The organism is Curtobacterium flaccumfaciens UCD-AKU (assembly GCF_000349565.1).
Classification (GTDB): domain Bacteria; phylum Actinomycetota; class Actinomycetes; order Actinomycetales; family Microbacteriaceae; genus Curtobacterium; species Curtobacterium poinsettiae.
Map to the genome: position 1 here is coordinate 36,076 of NZ_KB714629.1, position 16,293 is coordinate 52,368.

The 16,293-nt window shown below is 71.9% G+C and carries 19 protein-coding genes; 8 read left to right on the plus strand and 11 right to left on the minus strand.

What is annotated here, in order from left to right:
• The first annotated feature begins 149 nt into the window (after nucleotides 1-149).
• Nucleotides 150-1,028 carry an aldo/keto reductase gene (locus H489_RS32400; protein ID WP_031260190.1) on the plus strand — a complete coding sequence of 293 codons (879 nt, stop codon included), beginning with the start codon at nucleotides 150-152 and terminating at the stop codon, nucleotides 1,026-1,028.
• Between the two features lie 81 nt (nucleotides 1,029-1,109).
• On the opposite strand, the gene H489_RS32405 is transcribed toward H489_RS32400, so the two are convergent.
• Entirely contained in the window at nucleotides 1,110-1,595 is a 486-nt protein-coding gene (locus H489_RS32405) for a hypothetical protein (RefSeq protein ID WP_017887997.1), read from the minus strand.
• Nucleotides 1,595-2,002, minus strand: a complete 408-nt coding sequence (locus H489_RS32410; RefSeq protein WP_017887998.1) for a hypothetical protein — start codon at nucleotides 2,000-2,002, stop codon at nucleotides 1,595-1,597. The genes H489_RS32405 and H489_RS32410 overlap by 1 nt, the downstream gene beginning before the upstream one ends.
• A gap of 146 nt (nucleotides 2,003-2,148) precedes the next feature.
• Here H489_RS32410 and H489_RS32415 point away from each other — a divergent pair, with 146 nt between their 5' ends.
• Entirely contained in the window at nucleotides 2,149-3,114 is a 966-nt protein-coding gene (locus H489_RS32415; RefSeq protein WP_017887999.1) for an NAD(P)H-quinone oxidoreductase, read from the plus strand.
• Here H489_RS32415 and H489_RS32420 read toward each other — a convergent pair.
• The 6 genes from H489_RS32420 to H489_RS32445 all read right to left on the minus strand — a co-directional run bounded on the left by H489_RS32420 (nucleotide 3,111) and on the right by H489_RS32445 (nucleotide 9,401).
• Nucleotides 3,111-3,887, minus strand: coding sequence for an amino acid ABC transporter ATP-binding protein (locus H489_RS32420; protein WP_017888000.1), 777 nt, complete (start codon nucleotides 3,885-3,887; stop codon nucleotides 3,111-3,113). The genes H489_RS32415 and H489_RS32420 overlap by 4 nt on opposite strands.
• Nucleotides 3,884-4,762, minus strand: coding sequence for an amino acid ABC transporter permease (locus H489_RS32425; protein WP_017888001.1), 879 nt, complete (start codon nucleotides 4,760-4,762; stop codon nucleotides 3,884-3,886). Before H489_RS32425 ends, H489_RS32420 begins: the two co-directional genes overlap by 4 nt.
• A gap of 4 nt (nucleotides 4,763-4,766) precedes the next feature.
• The gene (locus tag H489_RS32430; protein WP_017888002.1) at nucleotides 4,767-5,588 is read right to left on the minus strand and encodes an ABC transporter substrate-binding protein; all 822 of its coding nucleotides are present in this window, start codon (nucleotides 5,586-5,588) and stop codon (nucleotides 4,767-4,769) included.
• Nucleotides 5,589-5,671: 83 nt separating this feature from the next.
• Nucleotides 5,672-6,190, minus strand: coding sequence for a cupin domain-containing protein (locus H489_RS32435; RefSeq protein WP_152427316.1), 519 nt, complete (start codon nucleotides 6,188-6,190; stop codon nucleotides 5,672-5,674).
• Complete coding sequence (locus tag H489_RS32440) at nucleotides 6,187-7,572, minus strand: amidohydrolase family protein (RefSeq protein WP_017888004.1); 1,386 nt, start codon at nucleotides 7,570-7,572, stop codon at nucleotides 6,187-6,189. Before H489_RS32440 ends, H489_RS32435 begins: the two co-directional genes overlap by 4 nt.
• Complete coding sequence (locus H489_RS32445) at nucleotides 7,569-9,401, minus strand: adenosylhomocysteinase (RefSeq protein ID WP_017888005.1); 1,833 nt, start codon at nucleotides 9,399-9,401, stop codon at nucleotides 7,569-7,571. The genes H489_RS32440 and H489_RS32445 overlap by 4 nt, the downstream gene beginning before the upstream one ends.
• Nucleotides 9,402-9,515: 114 nt before the next feature.
• Between H489_RS32445 and H489_RS32450 the strand changes: the two genes are divergently transcribed.
• The 6 genes from H489_RS32450 to H489_RS32475 all read left to right on the plus strand — a co-directional run bounded on the left by H489_RS32450 (nucleotide 9,516) and on the right by H489_RS32475 (nucleotide 13,577).
• Complete coding sequence (locus H489_RS32450; RefSeq protein WP_017888006.1) at nucleotides 9,516-9,785, plus strand: glutaredoxin family protein; 270 nt, start codon at nucleotides 9,516-9,518, stop codon at nucleotides 9,783-9,785.
• 53 nt (nucleotides 9,786-9,838) lie between these two features.
• A complete protein-coding gene (locus H489_RS32455; protein WP_017888007.1) occupies nucleotides 9,839-10,732 on the plus strand; it encodes an amidohydrolase family protein in 894 nt (297 codons plus the stop codon).
• Nucleotides 10,733-10,774: 42 nt separating this feature from the next.
• Nucleotides 10,775-11,623 (plus strand): fumarylacetoacetate hydrolase family protein, encoded by an 849-nt coding sequence (locus H489_RS32460; protein WP_017888008.1) that lies wholly within the window; start codon nucleotides 10,775-10,777, stop codon nucleotides 11,621-11,623.
• Nucleotides 11,623-12,417 carry an SDR family NAD(P)-dependent oxidoreductase gene (locus H489_RS32465; RefSeq protein WP_017888009.1) on the plus strand — a complete coding sequence of 265 codons (795 nt, stop codon included), beginning with the start codon at nucleotides 11,623-11,625 and terminating at the stop codon, nucleotides 12,415-12,417. Before H489_RS32460 ends, H489_RS32465 begins: the two co-directional genes overlap by 1 nt.
• A 138-nt stretch (nucleotides 12,418-12,555) precedes the next feature.
• The gene (locus H489_RS32470; RefSeq protein WP_042540122.1) at nucleotides 12,556-13,191 is read left to right on the plus strand and encodes a FadR/GntR family transcriptional regulator; all 636 of its coding nucleotides are present in this window, start codon (nucleotides 12,556-12,558) and stop codon (nucleotides 13,189-13,191) included.
• Between the two features lie 101 nt (nucleotides 13,192-13,292).
• A complete protein-coding gene (locus H489_RS32475) occupies nucleotides 13,293-13,577 on the plus strand; it encodes a GlsB/YeaQ/YmgE family stress response membrane protein (RefSeq protein ID WP_017888011.1) in 285 nt (94 codons plus the stop codon).
• 86 nt (nucleotides 13,578-13,663) lie between these two features.
• Here the strand turns inward: H489_RS32475 and H489_RS32480 are convergent, their stop codons facing one another.
• Genes H489_RS32480 through H489_RS32490 form a run of 3 tightly spaced genes read right to left on the minus strand, consistent with a single transcriptional unit; the run spans nucleotide 13,664 to nucleotide 16,292 of the window.
• A complete protein-coding gene (locus H489_RS32480; RefSeq protein ID WP_017888012.1) occupies nucleotides 13,664-14,626 on the minus strand; it encodes an aldo/keto reductase in 963 nt (320 codons plus the stop codon).
• Entirely contained in the window at nucleotides 14,623-14,967 is a 345-nt protein-coding gene (locus H489_RS32485) for an L-rhamnose mutarotase (RefSeq protein ID WP_017888013.1), read from the minus strand. Before H489_RS32485 ends, H489_RS32480 begins: the two co-directional genes overlap by 4 nt.
• On the minus strand, nucleotides 14,967-16,292 hold the full coding sequence (locus H489_RS32490) for an alpha-L-fucosidase (protein WP_017888014.1): 1,326 nt from the start codon (nucleotides 16,290-16,292) through the stop codon (nucleotides 14,967-14,969). The genes H489_RS32485 and H489_RS32490 overlap by 1 nt, the downstream gene beginning before the upstream one ends.
• Between the last annotated feature and the right edge of the window lies 1 nt (nucleotide 16,293).

Below are 16,293 nucleotides of genomic sequence, written 5' to 3' on the forward strand. Positions count from 1 at the left end.
ATCGACGCGTGTCCTGTCGGAGAACGCGTGTGCGTTCCGGCCTGGAGGCGCGAAGGCGGGGCCGCTACGCGCCTCCCGTCCGCCTGTCGGTCACGGTCACGGCGTGACCACCTGGGCGTGCGGGCGCACCCCCGGCGCATGCTGGGCCGATGAAGCAACGAGTCATCGGAGACGTGTCCGTCAGTGCCATCGGTCTGGGCGGGATGCCCATGTCGATCGAGGGCCGACCGGACGAGCGTCAGTCCATCGCCACGATCCACGCAGCGCTCGAGAACGGTGTCACGCTCATCGACACCGCCGACGCCTACCACCTCGGCGGCCACGACGAGGTGGGGCACAACGAGGAGCTCATCGCGCGGGCCGTCCGGGAGTACCACGACGACACCTCGGCCGTGCTCATCGCGACGAAGGGCGGACACCTGCGCCCCGAAGCCGGTAACTGGACCCAGAACGGGCACCCGGAGTACCTGAAGGAGGCGGCGAAGGCGTCGGCGAAGCGGCTCGGCGTCGAGCAGATCGGCCTGTACCAGTTCCACCGTCCCGACCCCGCGGTGCCCTACGCCGACTCGATCGGGGCGCTCGCCGAGCTGCTCGACGAGGGCGTCATCCGGATGGCGGGCATCTCGAACGCCGACCCGGACCAGATCCGCACCGCGAACGAGGTGCTCGGCGGACGCCTGGCCTCGGTGCAGAACCAGTACTCGCCGAAGTTCCGCTCGAGCGAGCCGGAGCTCGAACTGTGCGACGAGCTCGGCATCGCGTTCCTGCCGTGGAGCCCCCTCGGCGGCATCGGGAGCGCGGCGGACCTCGGCACGGCGTTCGAGGACTTCGCCTACATCGCCCGCGACCGTGGCGTCACCCCGCAGGTCATCGCCCTGGCGTGGGAGCTGCAGAAGAGCGACGTCGTCGTCCCGATCCCCGGGGCGTCGCGCCCGCAGTCGATCCTGAACTCGATCACCGCACCGACCGTGCGGCTGCGACCGGAGGACGTCGCACGGCTCGACGCGTCGCAGGCCGCGGCCGCCTGACCCGTCCCCCTGGGATGCACGACGCCCCGCCGCTCCTTCGCAGGAGGGCGGGGCGTCGTCGTGTGTGGTGCGCGGTGGCGGTCAGCTCTTGGCGGGGCAGACGGCCGAAACCTGGTCGAGCGTGCTCTGCACGTCGGACTGGGCCTTCTTGACCTCGGTCGAGTCCTCTGCCGAACCGGACTCGATGGCCGAGCTGTAGCGCTTGGCCGCGCCCGAGAACTCCTCGAACGTGTCGTGCACCTGCTCGTTCGAGACCCTCGTCAGCGCCGAGTCGATGCGCTGGACGAACTCGCCGATGAGCGCCCCGCGGGCCTTCACGTCGGACGGAGCCGTGTTGGCACCCTGCTCCTTGAGGAACGACGCGAGTTCGTTCTCGAGCAGGGAGCAGGCCTCCTGCTTGCTCTGCGCGGGAGCCGCCGCGGCGGTCTTCGACGCCGAGGGTGCACTGGACGCCCCCGAGTCACCGCCGGACGAGTTGCCACCGTTGCCACCGTCACCGCCGGAGCAACCGGCGAGCAGCGTGAGTGCGAGGCCGGCCGTGGCCAGCGCGGTGAGGGTGCGGCGCATCAGGAGTTGCACTCCTTCTGGAACGCGTTGCCGGCGTCCTGCACCTTGGTGCTGGACTTCGTCAGGCCCGAGACGTCGGCCGACTTCGGGTCCTCGGCGATGTCCTCGATGTCGTCGACCAGGTCGCCGTAGGCCTCTTCGAAGGCGTCGCCCTTGGCCTTCAGGTCGTCGTCCGACAGGTCGTCGACGCCGTCGGAGATCTTCGCGTCGAGCTCCTTGAGCTTCGTGACGGCGGCGTCCGGGTCGGACTGCAGGTTCGCGGCCTCGGACTGCACGCCCTCGGCAGCGGACTTGACGGTCTTCTCGAACTGGGTGCACTGCTCGGCCTTGGACGGCCCGGTGGAGCAACCGGCGAGCAGCGTGAGTGCGAGGCCGGCGGTGGCCAGCGCGATGAGCTTCTTGGGCATGGTGGAGGGTCCCCCTCGATCCGTCCGCACTCCCCCGGATGAGGTGCAGATCCATGATCGAGCGTACAGGGAAGATCCGCTCCGGGTCCGGCCGGCCGCGGCCCCCGACAGCCGGCACGAGGGACGGGGCGCGTACCGTCGAGGGCATGCACGCCATCACGTTCGACGACGCTTCCATGTCCGTCACCGACCTGCCCGACCCCCGACCCGGCACCGACGAGGTCCTGATCGAGGTCGCCGCCGCCGGCGTCAACAACGCGGACCTGCAGCAGCGCGCCGGGAACTACCCGCCGCCGCCCGGGGCCTCGGACGTCCTCGGGCTCGAGGTCTCCGGCACGGTCCGGGCCGTCGGCACCGGGGTCACGACCGTCGCGGTGGGCGACCGGGTGTGCGCACTGCTCTCCGGCGGCGGGTACGCGTCGCTCGTCGTCGCCCCGGTCACCCAGGTACTGCCGGTCCCCGACGGGGTCGACCTGGTCGAGGCCGCCGGTCTGCCCGAAGCCGCCTGCACGGTCTACTCGAACATCGGCATGCTCGCCGGGCTCCGACCCGGGCAGACGCTCCTGGTGCACGGTGGCACGGGCGGCATGGGGTCGCACGCGGTGCTGTGGGCGAAGGCCCTCGGTGCGACGGTGATCGCGACGAGCGGTGGGGAGCGCAAGGTCGCCGCGTCCCGTGACCTCGGTGCCGACCTGGTCGTCGACCACCGCACCGAGGACTTCGTGGAGCGCGTCCTGGCGTTCACCGACGGGGTCGGTGTCGACGTGGTGCTCGACGTCGTCGGCCCGTCCTACCTGGACCGGAACCTGCAGGCCCTCGCCCCGAACGGGCACATCGCGGTCATCGCCGCAGGCAGCGGCCGCACCGCCGAGCTCGACTTCGGGGTGCTGATGCGCAAGCGCGCGTCGATCAGCGGCACGACCCTGCGCGCACGGCCGCTCGCCGAGAAGGCCGCCATCGTCGAGGCGGTCCGCTACAACGTCTGGCCGCTGGTCGCCGCCGGCCGGGTGCGCCCGGTCATCGACTCGGTGCTGCCCCTGGCCGAGGTCGAGGAGGCCCACCGCCGCGTGCGCGACGGTGAGGTGATCGGCAAGGTGCTGCTGACGCCCTAGGCGTGCACGCGGGCGAGGAACTCGACCAGCGCGGGGTGCTGCGGGTGGTCGAGGACCTCGGCGGGCGATCCCTGCTCGACGACCTCGCCGCGGTGCAGGAAGACGATCCGGTCGGCGACGTTCCGCGCGAACTGCATCTCGTGCGTCGTCATCAGGATCGTCGAGCCCTGCCGCTTCAGCTCGGTGACCAGGTCGAGCACCTCGCCGACGAGCTGGGGGTCGAGCGCACTCGTGACCTCGTCGAGCAACAGCAGCTCGGGGTCGGACGCGATGGCCCGGACGATGGCGACGCGCTGCTGCTGCCCGCCGGACAGCCGGTCGGGGTACGCGTCGGCGAACGAAGCGAGGCCGATCCGGTCGAGCAACCGTCGCGCGGTCTCCTCGGCCTGGGCCCGTCCGATGCCGTGCACCTGGCGGGAGGCGAGCGTGACGTTGTCGAGCACGCTCATGTGCGGGAACAGGTTGAACTGCTGGAACACCACGCCGATGCGGGCCCGCACGGCGTCGACGGCGACGCGCGGGTCGGCGATGTCCGTGCCCTGCAGCAGGATCTCGCCGTCGTCGATGCCCTCGAGCAGGTTGACCGTCTTGAGCAGCGTCGACTTGCCCGACCCGGACGCCCCGATGACGCAGATGACCTGGTGGCGGTGCACCGTCAGGTCGATCCCGCGCAGGACCTCGTGCTCGCCGAAGGCCTTGCGCAACCCGCGCAGTTCGAGGACCGCGGCGTCCGTACCGGACGCACCACGGGCCTCCAGGCCTGCCTGGCTCATACGGTCCCTCCGATCTGCTCACGCCGCTGCTGCCGACGCGCGATCGCGTCCGTGACGCGGATCAGCGGCAGGCTGATCACCACGAACAGCAGCCCGGCGACGAAGTAGGGGGTGAAGTTGTAGGTCTCGGCCTGCGCGATCTGAGCGGAGCGGACCGCGTCGACGGCGCCGAGGATCGAGACCAGACCGACGTCCTTCTGCATCGACACGAAGTCGTTCATGAGCGCCGGCGTGACCTTGCGGATCGCCTGCGGCAGCACCACGAGGCGCAGCGTCTTGGCGTGCGAGAGCCCGAGCGACCGGGCGGCCAGGCGCTGCGAGGGGTGCACGGCCTCCATGCCGGCCCGGAGCACCTCGGCGATGTACGACGAGTAGGTCAGGGTGATCGCGATCGTGCCCCAGACCTCGGCGGGGAGCCGCGGGAACACCCCGAGCCCCGGGATGCCGTAGCCGACCAGGTAGAGCACGATGATGAGCGGCAGGCCGCGGAACAGGTCCGTGTACCCGGTCGCGAGCATCCGCAGCGGGAAGAACACCGGGTTGCGCAGGCCCCGCACGACCGCGAGCAGGGTGCCGAACACGGCGACGCCGATGGCGCTGAAGAACAGGATCCGGACGTTCAGCCACAGGCCCAGCAGGATGTCCGGGAACGTGTCGATCGCGGTCTCGGGGTCGAAGAACGACTGCTGCACCGCTGCCCAGCCGGGGGTGTTCACGACGCCGAAGTACACGACGGCGAGCACGACCAGGGTGGACACGACCGACACGACGACCGAACGACGGCCGCGCTGGCGACGGTAGAGCCGACGCTCGAGCTCGACCTGGCTCGGCGCGGGGGCGGCCACCGGGGTGCCGGTGCCTGCTGGCAGCGTCATGCGGTTACTTCAGGACCGGGGTGCCGGTCTCGGACGACAGCCACTTGGTCTGCAGCTTGTGCAGGGAGCCGTCGTCGTCGAGGGTCTTGAGGGCCTTGTCGACCTTGCTCGTGAGCTCCGAGTCCTTCGGCAGGACGAAGCCGAACTGGTCGCCCTTGCCGTCGTCGGGGAACTGCGCCGACACGGTGCCGTCGTCGAGCTGCGCGCCGGACATGTAGAACGCCGTCGGCAAGTCGGTGACGATGGCGTCGATCTGGCCGGACTTGAGTGCGAGCACGGCGTCGTCGTTCGAGTTGAACACCTGCGGGGTGACCCCGAGGACGTCCTTGACGCTCGCGATGCTCGTCGAGCCGGTCGCGACACCGATGGCGTCCTGCTTGAGCGCCGCGATCGTGGTGTCGTCGGCGGCCTTCGACTTCTCCGTCGTGACCACGGCCTGCGTCGTCGTGTAGTACGCGCTCGACATGTCGACGGCCTTCTTGCGCTTCGCGTCGATCGAGAACTGCTGGACGTTGAGGTCCCAGTCCTTCGGGCCCGGGGCGATGGCGCTGTCGAAGGTGCTGCGCTTCCAGACGACGTCGGACTTGCCGTAGCCCATCTCCTTCGCGACGGCGTACGCGACGGCGGACTCGAAGCCCTTGCCGGACTGCGGCTTGTTGTCCTCGACCCAGGGCGAGTACGCCGGGTCACCGGTGGCGATCGTGAGCTTGCCGTCGGTCACGGTGCCGTCGGCGTTGCTGCTGCCCCCGGCGGAGCAGGCCGACAGGGCGAGGGCGGCGACCGCGGCGGTGGCGACGGCGAGGGTGAAGCGGAGGGGACGGGTCACGGTCGGGCCTTCGTGCGAGGGGGGTGGGGGCAGGTCGAAGTGTACTTCGCGGTGGGATACCAACGCGAAACGGTGTCGCGGTGCTACTCGGCGGCAGAGTCCCCGTCGTCGGCCATCGTGAAGTCGTCGAACGAGAAGCCCGGCGACACCAGGCAGCTCAGCAGCACTTCGCCGTCGCCCGGGATCGTCCGCTGCCACACCCCGCCGCGCACGAACGCCTGCGCGTCGTTCACCCGGTCGCGGCCGGCGTCCGGGCCGAGCGTGATCGTCGCGCCGGGCTCGGGGACGTCACCGTCGCCGCCGAGCTGCAGGTCGACGGTGTCCGGACCGTGCCACATCCAGATCTCGTCGCTCGTGACCCGGTGCCAGGCCGAGGCCTCGCCCGGGGGCAGCAGGAAGTGGATCAGGGTGGCGGCCGGACGGTCCCCCGCGGGGGTGGTGACCGTCGCCGGCGAGGTCCAGGTGCGGACGTACCAACCGCCCTCGGGGTGCGGTTGCATGCCGAGGGCGATCGCGCGCTTCGGCACGTCGAGCCACTCGATCAGCTCACCGGTGACGGTTCGGCGTGCGGCCATCCCTGGGCGGGGTGCGGTCTCGGTCATCGTTCCTCCTGGTGCGGTGCGGGGATGTCCATGTGCGGGGAAGCCGGTTCGGTGACGACGCCCGCCGCGGCACGGACGACCCCGCGGATCACGGTGGCGGCCGCCCGCCCGGCGCCGTCCTCGACGAGCTCGGCGAGCGCGTCCGGCACGGTACGGGCATCGACGTCGAAGACCGCCAGGTCGGCACGCGCCCCGACGGCGAGGTGCCCGATGCGGTCCGGCCCGACGGCGAGCCCCATCGCGTGCGCGCCACCGAGGGTCGCCGCCGCGAGCAGCCGCTCGTGCAGGTCCCGGTGCCCGTAGCCCTGGGCGCGGGCGATCCGGTGCAGCGCGGTGACGTCGGCCATCAGGTCGAGGGACGGTGACGACGACAGGGAGTCGGTGCCGATGGCGATCGGGCTGCCCTCGCGCAGGTAGTCGGCGACGGGCGGCGGATCGAGGCCGATGACGGCGTTCGACCGCGGGCACAGTGCGACGGCGGTGCCCCGGGCACGCAGGAGGGCCCGGTCGGCCGCGGTCATGTAGACGCCGTGGGCGATGTGGCAGTCCGGGCCGAGCACCCCGAGCCGGTCGACGAACGCGGTGGCACTCGCGCCGAAGCCCAGGGCTCGCAGCGCCCGGAACGACGGCACGTTCGCCAGGTGCCAGTCGTTCCCGTGTCCGACGCCGTCGACCCCGTCGAGCCCGGGGACCGGACCGAGGGCGGTGCGCTCCCCCTCGAACGCCGCTTCGCCGAGGTGCAGGTGCAGTCGCAGACCGCGCTGCCGCACGATGTCGGGGAGCTCGAGCAGCGGGGCGACCTCGAGCGAGTACGGCGCGTGTGGCGACAGACCCGCGCCGGGCGTCGTGGGGATCCGGTCGAGTTCGTCGAGCACCTGGTCGCGACCGTGCGACTGCCAGGCGTCGTTCTCCCAGTCCATGACCTCCCAGTACGCGATGCCGCCGAGCCCGGCGTCCTGCAGCGCGGTGGCGGCCTCGATGTCGGTGACGATGTCCGCGATGCTCGTGACGCCGGCCAGGATCGACGCCCGTGCACCGTCCGCGGCTTCGGCCCGCCAGTCGTGGGGTTCGGCGTAGTCGACGTTGAACGCCGCGGCCCAGTCCTCGAATCCGCCGTACTGGCGCTGGCCGACACTGGCCATGCCGGTGTACTGCAGGTGCGAGTGCGCGTTCACGAGTCCGGGTAGGAGCGCGCCACGCCACTGCCGCTCGGTGAACGTCGCGCCGGACCCGGTGAGCTGGTCGATGACCCACGACCGGTCGCCGACGTGCAGGATGCGGCCGTCCTGCACGGCGACCGCGCCGTCCGCGATCGGCGGCGCGGTCATCGGCACGACGACGCGCGCCGAGTGCACCGTGACCGGGTGCTGTCGGGCGCTCACGTGGGGTCTCCGAAACGGTGCGTCCGGACGTCCGGCTCGCGGTCCGCCGGGTGTTCAGGGGGAAGGCCTGGGCCCACGCCGCCGGTTCCGGGCTGACGCGCCAGCGGCAGCCCGGCCGTGCCGGTGGGGAGAGGCAGGGGTCGGCTCCCGAACGCGGCGAGCGCCGCGCGGGCGGTCACGTCGTCGACCGCGGGGTCGATCGGCACGACGGCACGCTCCAGCTCGTCGCCGCGTTCCAGGAGCATCCGGACGGCGCCGAGCTGCACGGCGAAGGACAGGTCCATGATCTCGACCGGGTTGCCCTCGGCCGCGGTGATGTTGATGCAGCCACCGTCGTCGAGCACGATCGGCCCGCCGTCGACGCCGGGGAACACGAACCGCTCGGCCTTCGGCCCCACGTCCTGGCGCCGGGCCCCGGCGGCGAGGGCGTCGTCGACGGCGATCTCTTGGTCGACCCCACCGGCGACGGCGACGATCGCGCCGTCCGCGCAAGCACGGAGCACCTCGAGGTCGATGGTGTCCGGCACCCCGGTGGCGCTCATCACGAGGTCGGCGTCACGCACCGCCTGGACGAGCGGGGCCACGGCGTACCCGGCGAAGCGGGCCTGCAGGGCGCGGACCGGGTCGGTCTCGGCGACCGTCACCCGGAACCCGAGGGCGGCGAGCACCAGGGCGACCCCTTCGCCGACGTGCCCGAACCCGGCGACGGCCGCCGCGCCTCTCCCCACCGGCACGGCCAGCCCGCCGCTGGCGCGTCGGGCCGGAACCGGCGGCGTGGGCCCAGCCTGCAATCGGTGTGCGCCGGACGCGAGCCCGTCCACCAGGTCGAGCACCGCGAACACCGTCGACTGCCCGGTGCCGTACCGGTTGTCGAAGAACGTCTTGGTGCGGGCGTCGTTCACCGCGATCACGGGGATGCCGAGCTCGCCGCGCGCCGCCAGCACACGCAGGGGTCGCAGGCCGCTCGTGGTCTCCTCGGCGGCGCCGAGCATCGTCGGCAGCAGGTCGGGGCGCTCCTGGTGGGCGAGCCGGATGACGTGTGCCCCGTCGTCGAGCAGGATGTGCGGCGCCGTGTCGAGCATCGCGAGGGCCAGCCGCTTCTGTTCGGCGAGTGTCGCCCTGCTGCTCGCGAACACCGTCAGGCCGGCGGACCGCAGTGCGTCAGCGACGGCGTCGTCGGTCTCGTCGGCGTGGGCGTAGACGACGACCTCGGCACCGGCATCGCGGAGCAGCAGGCTCAGCACCGCCGTCTTGGGTTCGAGGAACATCGCGACGCCGATGCGTGTGCCGCGCAGGAGTCCGCCGTCGCGGAGTTCGGCGGCGACCGACCGGGCGACCGGCATCGACCGCCGGGCCCATCGCAGGCGGGCCTCGGCTGCGGGGTCGTGCTCGGGGTCGCGGCCGGTGGAGACGAGGAAGACGTCGTCGGAGAGCATCGGGACGGCGAGGACGCCGGGGCGGGCGGGTGCGACGGGACCGAAGGCGTCCTCGTCGACGGCGGGCAGGTACCGGCCGGCGTCGATGACGACCAGGGTGGTGCCGCGCGGGCGGTCGGCGGCCTGCTCGACGGCGGGCGTCGATTCCTCGGGCGTGCCGAGACACCAGAGCTGGTCGACCAGGTCGGACGGCTGCTGCGGGTTCGGCTGCTGCTCGTCGGCCTCGCGCGCGCCGAGTGCGGTCAGCAGGTGCCGGAGCGCCGCGGCGTCCCGGGGGTCCCCGCCGATGATGCGGAACCGGCGGGCGGCGACGAGCAGGTTGGTCGCAGCGGCGAACCGCCGGACGGCCGCCGAGGCCCAGGCCAGCGTCGCGGGGTCGGGTGCTGGCGGCATGTGCCAATCGTAGGGCGAGGCCGGGCACACGCCTGCTGCGGAGGCCTGCGGTCCTGTCGCCCTGCGGATCGGGCGTCGGGAATGCCCAGTGTCGCTCCGACGTACTCTCTGCACATGAGCGATGCGACGACTGCCCCCGACCGCGTGACCATGTTCGGCGCCGACTGGTGCCGCGACTGCCGTCGGTCCAAGGCGCTGCTCGACACCCTCGGCGTGGACTACGAGTACGTCGACGTGGAGCAGGACCTGTCCGCGGCGGACCGTGCCGAGGCGATCAGCGGCCGGAAGAACATCCCGGTCGTGGTGCTGCCGAACGGCAAGCACTTCGTCGAGCCGTCCGACGCCGAGCTGCGCGCCGAGCTCGAGGCCTCCGGCGTCGTCTGAGCCGCACCGGCAACGCGCGGGTGAACATCGGATGAATCAGGCATCATGAGCGCGTGATCATCGACGCTCACCACCACCTCTGGGATCCCGCCGACCGGCCGTACCCCTGGATGGACGACTCGGTCGCCCCGATCCGCCGCCGGTTCGACGTGGACGACCTGCGCGCCGCCGCCCGGAGCACCGACGTCACCCGGACGATCGTCGTGCAGGCCGTGCACGACCCCGGCGAGACCGCCTGGCTCCTCGAGCAGCCCGAGCCGGTCGCCGGGGTCGTCGGCTGGGTGGACCTGACCGCCCCGGACGTCGCCGACCGGATCGCCGCCCTCGCCGCCCTCGTCGCACGACCCGGTCGCACCCCCGTGGCCGGGAACCGCCTGGTCGGCATCCGGCACCAGGCGCAGGACGAACCGGACCCGGACTGGCTCGCCCGGCCCGAGGTCGTCCGAGGCGTCCGCGCCCTCGCCGCCGCCGGCCTGGTGTTCGACCTGCTCGTCCGCGCACGGGAGCACCGTGCAGCGCTGACACTGGTCGACGCCGTGCCCGAGGCCTCGTTCGTCCTCGACCACGCCGGCAAGCCCGACATCGCGGGCGAGGACCCCGGGTGGCCGAGCCGGATGGATGACTTCGCCGCACGCCCCAACGTCGCCTGCAAGGTGTCCGGCCTGTTCACCGAGGCCGGCCCGGAGTGGCGACGGCAGCCGGTCGACCGGTACGTCCGCGCCGTGGTCGAGCGGTTCGGCCCGGCGCGGTCGATGTTCGGGTCGGACTGGCCGGTCTCGACACTCGCCACGACCTACGACGACGTGGTCCGACGCACCACCGAGGCGCTGGCCGACCTGAGCCCGGACGACCGCCAGGCGATCCTTGGCGGCACGGCGGAGCGCACCTACCTGCATGACAGGACCCTCAGCACCCGGAACCTTGTCGACACCTCGGACCAGACATAGGATGTCTGTGGTTGCGCCGGTGCAGCCAGAGAGCGAGGAACGATGCAGTTCGCACGACTCGGCCCCGCGGGCGACGAGATCCCCGTCGCGGTCGACACCGACGGCGAGGTCCTCGACCTCCGCCCGATCACGACGGACATCAGCGGCGCCTTCCTGGCAGCGGACCCGGTCGCCCGCGTCCGGCACGCGCGCGACGCCGGCGACGTCCGGGTGCTGCCCGACGCAGAGGGCCTGCGTCGCGGCGCACCGGTGGCCCGCCCCGGCAAGGTCGTCTGCATCGGCCTGAACTACCGCGACCATGCCGCCGAGACCGGCGCCGAGATCCCGACCGAGCCGATCGTGTTCATGAAGGACCCGATGACGGTGATCGGCCCGGACGACCAGGTCCTGATCCCCCGCGGCAGCGAGAAGACCGACTGGGAGATCGAACTCGCCGTCGTCATCGGCGCCACCGCCCGGTACTGCGACTCCGACGAGGCGGCGAGCGCCTGCATCGCGGGCTACACCATCGCGAACGACGTCTCCGAACGCGCCTTCCAGCTCGAGCGCGGCGGGCAGTGGGACAAGGGGAAGTCCTGCGAGACCTTCAACCCGCTCGGCCCGTGGCTGGTCACCCCCGACCAGGTCGACCCGGCGGCGCTCGCGCTCCGGCTCACCGTCAACGGCGAGGTGCGGCAGGACGGCACCACCGCCGACATGATCTTCCGACCCGTCGAGATCGTCCGGTACCTGTCGCAGTTCATGGTGCTGTACCCCGGCGACGTCATCAGCACGGGCACCCCGGCCGGGGTCGCCCTCGCAGGACACGCGCCGTACCTGCAGCCCGGCGACGTGGTCGAACTCACCGCCGACGGGCTCGGCTCGCAGCGCCAGACCGTAGGAGCAGCCTGATGACCGACACCACCGACCAGACCGGCACCACCGGCACCACCGGGACGCCCGGCAGCCACGCGGGTCTCCGCGCGATCGTCACCGGCGGCGCCTCCGGCATCGGCGCGGCCATCGCGGCAGCCCTGCGGGAGCGCGGCGCAGCGGTCGCCGTGCTCGACCTGCAGCCGTCCACCGCCGAGGGACTCGTCTCCGTCACCTGCGACGTGTCGTCCGACGAGTCCGTCCGTGCCGCCGTCGCGTCGGCCGTCGACCAGCTCGGCGGTCTCGACGTGCTCGTGAACAACGCCGGCATCGGCGCTCAGGGGAGCGTCGAGGACAACACCGACGACGAGTGGCGCCGCGTGTACGAGGTCAACGTGCTCGGTGCCGTTCGCCTGTCCCGCGCCGCACTCCCCCACCTCCGGGCCTCCGACAGCGCGAGCATCGTCAACACCTGCTCCGTCGCGGCCACCGCCGGGCTCCCCCAGCGTGCGCTGTACTCGGCCACGAAGGGGGCGATCTCCGCACTCACCCGCGCGATGGCAGCCGACCACGTCCGCGAGGGCATCCGCGTCAACGCCGTCAACCCGGGCACCGCCGACACCCCGTGGATCGCACGGCTCCTGTCGACCGCGGACGACCCGGCAGCCGAACGCGCCGCGCTCGAGGCACGCCAGCCGCACGGCCGACTGGTGAAGGCAGCCGAGGTGGCCGAGGCGGTCGCCTACCTGACGAGCCCGCTCGCCCGGTCGACGACGGGCGTCGAGCTGGCGGTCGACGGCGGGATGCAGGCGCTCCGGCTGCGGCCGGCGTGATCGCGCCACGGCTCCGCCGCACGGCCTGGAGGCCCGTCCCGGGTATCGTCGGGACGTCCCGTCGCACAGGCGGCCGGGTCCACAGGAGGTGGTGACGTGGCGTCGTTGACCGACGATGCGATCGCACGCATCCAGCAGATGATCGTGAGCGGCGAGCTCCAACCCGGCCAGCGCCTCCCGCCCGAGAAGGAACTGAGCGAGTCGCTCGGCCTGTCGCGGAACAGCCTGCGTGAAGCGGTGAAGGCGCTCGAGCTCATCCGCGTGCTCGACGTCCGACGCGGCGACGGCACGTACGTGACGTCCCTCGAACCAGGCGTCCTGCTCGAGGCGGTGTCGTTCGTCGTCGACATGCACCACGACCGGTCGCTCGTCGACCTGCTCGAGGTGCGACGCATCCTGGAACCGGCGTCCGCCGTCCTGGCGACCGCGCGTGCCACGGAACAGCAGATCGACGAACTCGCGACCCTGATGCAGTCCGTCACCGACGACACCGGCGTCGAGGACCTCGTCGCCCACGACCTGTTGTTCCACTCGACCATCGCGGGCATCGGCGGCAACCAGTACCTGTCCGGACTGCTCGACGCCCTGTCGAGCAAGACGGTACGGGTGCGGGTGTGGCGGGGGCTGACCCAGAACGGCTCGGTGCAGCGGACCCTCGACGAGCACGCGGCCATCGTCGACGCCATCCGACGCCGCGACCCGCAGCTCGTGCAGGCCCTCGTCGTGTCCCACGTCGAAGGGGTCGAGCGCTGGTTGCGGCGCTCCCTGGACTGAACCCGACAATCCTCCCAGGTAGTTCCGTGTTTCGTTGGCCGTCGGCCCACAGCACGGCGTCTTGCCGCTGCTCGGACCGGCCGCAGAACAAGGAGAACACCATGGGCGTCATCGGCACCATCATCGGACTGATCGTCGTCGGCCTCATCGCCGGCGCCATCGCACGACTCGTCGTTCCGGGCAAGCAGCACATCTCCATCCCCATGACGATCCTGCTCGGCATCATCGGCTCGTTCGTGGGCGGGTTCCTCGGGTTCCTGATCTTCCGCCACGACCTGGCCGACGGCTTCTTCCAGCCTGCCGGCATCATCGGGTCGATCATCGGCGCGATCATCGTGCTGCTCATCTACGTGCGTGTCTCGGGCCGCGGCTCGCGCAACCGCTAGTCGCACCAGTCGGCCTCGCCGGCGCACTACCGAAGGCACCCCGAACCGCGCAACCGCGTGGCCGGGGTGCCTTCGTCGTGCGTGGGTCAGGTGTCGAGCAGGCCCGCAGCACGCAGGCCGTCCCAGAGCGCCTCGGGCACGACGGCGGCGGCCCGGGCGACGTTCGAGCGCACCTGGTCGGCGGACTGCACGCCGAGGGCGATCGCGGCGACCGCCGGGGCCCGCCGTGGGAACGCCAGCGCGGCCTCGGGCAGGGTGACCCCGTGGCGGTCGCACACGTCGGCGATGGCGTTCGCCCGCGCGAGCAACCGCGCGGGCGCCTCGGCGTAGTCGTAGGTCGCGCCGGCCGCGGGGCGCTCCTGTCCGAGGAGCCCCGAGTTGTAGACGCCGACCGCGACGACCGCGACACCCAGCGCCGCGCACCGGTCGACGAGCGCCGCCGCCGGTTGCTCGAGCAGCGTGTACCGGCCGGCGAGCATGACGACGTCGCAGAGCCCGGTGTCGACGGCCGCCGACAGCGCCTCGACGGAGTTCGACCCGACGCCGACCGACCGCACGACGCCCTCGTCGCGGAGCTCGGCGAGGGTCGGCAGCGCCTGGGTCAGGCCGTCGGTGAGCGAGTAGACGTCCGGGTCGTGCAGGTAGGCGACGTCGACGTGGTCGAGCCCGAGCCGGCCGAGCGAGTCGTCGAGCGAGCGCCGCACGCCCGAGGGCGACGGGTCCCACTGCCGCACGGTGTCGTCCGGCACCGCGAAGCCCCCGGACGCCAGGTCGTCGCCGTCGCCGCGCCCCGGCACGAGCACCCGCCCGACCTTCGTCGACACGAGGAACTCCTGCCGGGGGCGTCCGGCGAGCGCCACCCCGAGCCGTCGTTCGGACAATCCGAGGCCGTAGTGCGGAGCGGTGTCGAACCCGCGCACCCCGGCGTCCCAGGCGGCGTCGACCGTGTCGCGGGCGTCGTCGTCGGAGACCGGACGGAGCAGGTTGCCGATGCCGGCCCCACCGAACCAGAACGGCCCACGGTCCAGGTCGAGGGCGAGGTCCGTCACGGGGCCACCTGGTCCGCGCCGTCCACCTGGTCCGCCAGCGACCAGACCCGCGGGACCCCGTCGTCGTCGCCCGAGTAGTCGTCGGCCGCCTGGAGCAGCGGGTTGATCGTCTCCTGCCACTCGGCGTTGACCGGGTCGTCGGCGAGCGCCCGGCGCATCGCCCGGTGGTCCTCGACCTCGATCAGGTGGACCAGGTCGAGCCCGTCCCGCCAGATCGTCCAGTCGTGCACGCCGGCCTCGCGCAGTCGTGCCGCGAGCGCGGGCGGGACCGAGGCGTGCACGGTGTCGTACGCCGCCTCGTTCCCGGCCCGCAGTCGCGTCCGCGTCAGGATCCGCTGCATCAGTCGCGCAGGAACAGCTCGACGACGGGGACGGCGACGTCGGGTCGCACGATGGGCAGCGTCAGGGTGAGGGTGCCGGCGGGCTGGCCGCCGAGCCCGGTGTTCTGCGCTCGGGTGCCCGGCGGGATCTCGCGGAAGTGGATCTCCGACGCGTCGTTGAGCAGCTGCGCGTACGCCACCTTGCCGGCCAGGTCTGGCAGGTGCACGTGCTCGAACGGCCAGGCGAACAGGTGCAGGTACAGGCGGTTCCCGTTCTGCGTGTAGACGGTGTTCCGCGGGGCGACGAACTTCGCGGGTCCGGCGCCGTACACCGAGCGGGCGTGCTGGTGCATCCACGTCCCGATGCCCTCGAGCGTCCGGCGGGAGACCCCGTCGAACTCACCGCGACCGGTCGGCCCGATGTTGAGCAGCATGTTCCCGTTGTTCGAGACGCCGTCGACGAGCATGCGGACGAGCAGGTCGACCGGCTTCAGGTTGAGGTTGTCGCGGTCGTAACCCCACGAGCCGTTCAACGTCTGGCAGGCCTCCCACGGCACCGGGACCCCGCCGACCTCCATCGGCTTGTCGGGCTGGTACTGCTCCGGGGTGACCAGGTCACCGGGGATGTCGAGCCGGTCGTTGACGATGATGCCCGGCTGCAGGCGCTTCGTCAGCGCCATGAGTTCCTCGGAGCCCCACTCGTCGCGACCCTTGCCGCCCCAGATGTCATCGTGGTCGTTGTCCCGGTACGAGAAGTCGTAGAACAGGTAGTCGATCTGCCCGTAGTCGGTGAGCAGCTCCTCGATCTGACCGTGGAGGTACTCGCGGTAGCGGGACATGTCGCGGCCCTCGTTGAACGCCTCGATCTCCTCCGCCGAGTCGTCGCGCCGGGGGTGCACGCCGTCGACGGTGAAGTCCGGGTGGTGCCAGTCGATGAGCGAGTGGTAGAAACCGACCCGCAGCCCCTCGGCACGGACGGCGTCGACGAACTCCCGAACGATGTCCCGGCCGAAGGGGGTGTTCGTGGACTTGTAGTCGGTGAGTGCGGTGTCCCACAGGCAGAAGCCCTCGTGGTGCTTCGTGGTGAGGACGACGTACTTCATCCCCGCCGCGCGCGCACGGCGGGCCCAGTCGGCGGCGTCGAACAGGTCCGGGTCGAAGTGGTCGAAGTACTTCTGGTAGTCGGCGTCGGTGATCCGTTCGTGGTTCTTCACCCACTCGTGCCGTGCCGGCAGGGCGTAGAGCCCCCAGTGGATGAACATGCCGAACCGGTCGTGGGAGAACCACGCGGGGAACCCCGCGGGATCGGTCGCGGTCTGCGGCTCGGCAGGTGCGGTGATGGTCATG